Raw genomic sequence first — 3396 nt, forward strand, 5'->3', positions numbered from 1 at the left:
GTAGCCGGGGATAATAAATTGGCATTTGACAATCAAGTGCACACTATTGAGTTCTCAAGGACCAGACACCCCCCGTACGCAACCCGATGAAGGGTTCTCCGAAGAGCCGATCTCACCCGCGCATTCTCTCTCGAGTCCCGCTGGGCAACTTGTCTAGCTTAGCACATCTTCGATGTTGATCGCTACGCACTGAAGCAGCCGGATCAGTTTCAGACCCGGCTCCGTCGCGCTGACAAGGGATTACATTACGCGGTTTACGGGTGCGGTGCAAACCGGTGGGGGATCCCGGGCGTGTCGCCCGGGATCCCCCACCGGAGCCAGAGCCCGAGACGGGCTCGGCGCGGTCTACGAACGACCAGAAATGGCTGTTCGCTCAACGCCCGCTCGGGATCCCGCGAATCGCCCGATCGCGTCCAGCCTCGCTCAGCCCCGCGCAGCCATCGCGGTAACCAGTTCGTAGACGACGTGACTCGCCGCGACCGCCGTGATCTGCGCATGGTCGTACGCCGGCGCCACCTCGACGACATCCGCCCCGACGATGTCGAGATCGGCGAGTCCGCGAATGATTCGCAGCAGTTCGCGACTCGTGAGCCCGCCGGCCTCGGGAGTGCCTGTCCCGGGTGCATGCGCGGGATCGAGCACGTCGATATCGATCGAGATGTAGAGCGGCCGGTCTCCTACGCGGTTGCGGATCCGCTCGAGCGTAGCCGGTACGCCGTGCTCCTCGATGTACTCGGTCGTGACGATCTGGAAGCCGAGCTTGACGTCGTCCTCGAGGTCTCCCTTGCCGTAGAGCGGGCCGCGGATCCCGCCGTGCATCGACGCGGTCATGTCGATGAGCCCCTCCTCGGACGCTCGACGGAACGGCGTACCGTGCGTCATGGGTGCGCCGAAGTAGGTGTCCCAGGTGTCGAGGTGCGCATCGAAGTGCAGCACCGCGACGGGACCGTGCTTCTTGTTCACCGCGCGAAGGAGCGGCAGTGCGATGGTGTGGTCGCCGCCGATGGTGACGATCCGGTCGACCCGCTCCCCCAGCTCGGTCGCCGCCGCCTCGACCTGCTCCACCGCCTCGGCGAGGTTGAACGGGTTTGCCACGATGTCGCCGGCGTCGACCACCTGCTTCAACGCGAAGGGCGAGGCGTCCTGCGCGGGGTTGTAGGGCCGGAGGAGTCGCGAGGCCTCGCGGACATGGGCGGGGCCGAAGCGGGCTCCCGGGCGGAAGCTGACCCCGCTGTCGAAGGGGACCCCCACGATAGCGATATCCGCCGCGGGCACCTCTTCGATACGGGGAAGCTTCGCGAAGGTCGCGATGCCCGCGTAGCGGGGGGTCAGGCTGGCGTCGACCGGGCCTCGGGGTGCGGATCCGCTCATGTCGCTCGCTCCTTCTCCGCAACACTCATGTTGCATATAAGTAAACCTTTGAATACTATTGGTGAACTCACTCTAATCGCATCCACGCGGTGCCTGCAACGACCATCGGTGCGTCGATCCAGGCGCCCCGCGGCGAGGAAGGCGGCCCATGCGCCCAGTCCACCCGACTGCGGATCCGAACCGCATCCCCATCGGCGCCAAGCTCCGCGCGTCGCGCCAGGCCCAGGGGCTCACGCTCGAGCAGCTCGCCACGGCCTCCGGACTCACCCGCGGGTTCATCAGCCGGGTCGAACGCGATGAGACCGTACCCAGCGTGCCGACGCTGGTGCAGCTCTGCCAGGCGCTCTCCCTCCCGATCGGCGCGCTCTTCGAGGAGCCTGACATCCAGCTGATCCGTCATGCGGAGGCGCCGGTCATCAACATGGGCGGCATCGGCGCCGACGAGCGACTGGTCACGCCTCGGTCGGAGAGCCGTTTCCAGCTGCTCCGATCCTCCCTCGAACCCGGAGCCAGCGGCGGAGACGCGCTCTACACGGTGAACAGCGCCGTCGAGTCCGTCCATGTGGTCTCAGGCGTCCTCGAGGTGACGCTCCACGACCGCCGTGTCTCGCTCGAGCCCGATGACACGCTCACCTTCCCGGGGCAGACCCCGCACACGTGGCGGGCCGGTGACACGGGCGCGGAGGTCGTCTGGGTGCTGGTCCCCGCCGCATGGAGCGGCTCGGCCTGAGCGCAGCGCCGCCGCTCCGCGGCGGACCATGTCCGCATCCGCGACGAGCCGATCAGCTCGCTTCAAGGCGATCAGCGCGCGTCGAGGATGGCCCGCTGCACCGCCGCCCAACGGAGCGCGCGCGGGTCCTGCAGCGTCAACGTCTCGACGAGCTCGCCGCCATCGCAGCGCAGCAGCTCCACGGTCGCCGAATCGTCATCGACGCCGGCGATGCGCCAGGTGCCGCCCGCCGTCTCCCAGCGCTCCACCGCGGGCGGCGTCACGGCGAACGGCGTCTTGCGGGTCCACCCGACCTCGGCACCCCGATCGTAGAAGTGCCGGTAGGCGTAGATGAGCGGATGCCAGGCCTCCGGGTCGATGTGCTCGGTTCCGTCGACCGTAATACCGCGCTCGGCGTGCACGCGCACGACCTCGGCCTCGACGATCCCGAACTCGCCGCTGCCCGATGTGCTCGCAGTGCGCACCCGCGCTTCGAGCTGGATCGGCGCCTCCGCGACCCGCGACACCTGCACGAGATCGGACGCCGCCGGCGTGAGGCCGGCACGTTCGAACTTGCGCGGTTCGAAGGCGTAGGCGCCCGCCTTCTCCTCAGGAACAGGATCGCTGCCGGTGACGCCGGCGAGGCGCTCGACGTGCCGCCACTGGTGCGATGCGGGGAAGTTGACCGTCAGCTCCGGGTGTCGGCGTACATTGTCGAGCGACCGGCCGCCCTCCTCCAGCCCCAGCACGATGGTGCGCCCCAGCGCGAAATGGCTCGATGCCGGCGCGAGATTCGTGCTACCGTCGGGATTGCGCGTCGCGACCAGGTAGACGGGCGTTCCCAGGTAGAGCACGCTCGGCTCGATGACGCGGTGGGTGTCGGATCGATCCTCGCTCATACCCCCACGCTACTCCCGGCGGCCTCCCTCGCGGCTCCCCTCGCGTGATCTCCAGAACCGCGCAGCGGTGCCGGGCGCCCGCAGTCCCGGGAGCGACCCGGCTCCGGGCGATTCGGTTCCGGGAGCGCTTCAGGCGCGCACGGCGGCGAGCGTCTTCTTCCCCCGGCGCAGCACGGCGAAACGGCCGTGCAGCAGGTCGGAGTCCGAGAGCACGGCGTCGTCCGCGGACACCTGCACGTTGTTCACGTAGACGCCGCCCTGGCCGATCGCCCGGCGCGCCTCGCTGAGCGAGGCGACCAGGCCGGAGTCGACGAGCAGCTGGGCGACGGCGGATCCCGCGCCCCCGGTCGCCACAGGCAGCTCCTCGAGCGCCGCATCGAGCGTGGGCGCATCGAGCGCTCCGAGGTCGCCCTGGCC

At 68.8% G+C, this 3396-nt stretch carries 4 protein-coding genes; 1 reads left to right on the top strand and 3 read right to left on the bottom strand.

What is annotated here, in order from left to right; genetic code table 11:
- Positions 1 to 423: 423 nt before the first annotated feature.
- Positions 424 to 1371, bottom strand: coding sequence for an agmatinase (gene speB / locus ACFPZL_RS11375; protein WP_218114482.1), 948 nt, complete (start codon positions 1369 to 1371; stop codon positions 424 to 426).
- Positions 1372 to 1519: 148 nt separating this feature from the next.
- On the opposite strand from speB, the gene ACFPZL_RS11380 reads away from it, so the two are divergent.
- Positions 1520 to 2101, top strand: coding sequence for a helix-turn-helix domain-containing protein (locus tag ACFPZL_RS11380; protein WP_218114481.1), 582 nt, complete (start codon positions 1520 to 1522; stop codon positions 2099 to 2101).
- A 71-nt stretch (positions 2102 to 2172) separates the two neighbouring features.
- Here ACFPZL_RS11380 and ACFPZL_RS11385 read toward each other — a convergent pair whose 3' ends face one another.
- On the bottom strand, positions 2173 to 2979 hold the full coding sequence (locus ACFPZL_RS11385) for a flavin reductase family protein (RefSeq protein WP_218114480.1): 807 nt from the start codon (positions 2977 to 2979) through the stop codon (positions 2173 to 2175).
- Between the two features lie 129 nt (positions 2980 to 3108).
- A partial coding sequence (locus ACFPZL_RS11390) for a S4 domain-containing protein (RefSeq protein WP_382335480.1) occupies positions 3109 to 3396 on the bottom strand: 288 nt, incomplete at its 5' end.

It is taken from the genome of Leucobacter soli (assembly GCF_042659205.1).
GTDB classification, from domain to species: domain Bacteria; phylum Actinomycetota; class Actinomycetes; order Actinomycetales; family Microbacteriaceae; genus Leucobacter; species Leucobacter soli.

Excerpts from the sequence above, each read along its gene's own strand:
- speB (WP_218114482.1), bottom strand. The coding sequence starts at position 1,371 with ATGAGCGGATCCGCACCCCGAGGCCCGGTCGACGCCAGCCTGACCCCC.
- ACFPZL_RS11380 (WP_218114481.1), top strand. The coding sequence starts at position 1,520 with ATGCGCCCAGTCCACCCGACTGCGGATCCGAACCGCATCCCCATCGGC.
- ACFPZL_RS11385 (WP_218114480.1), bottom strand. The coding sequence starts at position 2,979 with ATGAGCGAGGATCGATCCGACACCCACCGCGTCATCGAGCCGAGCGTG.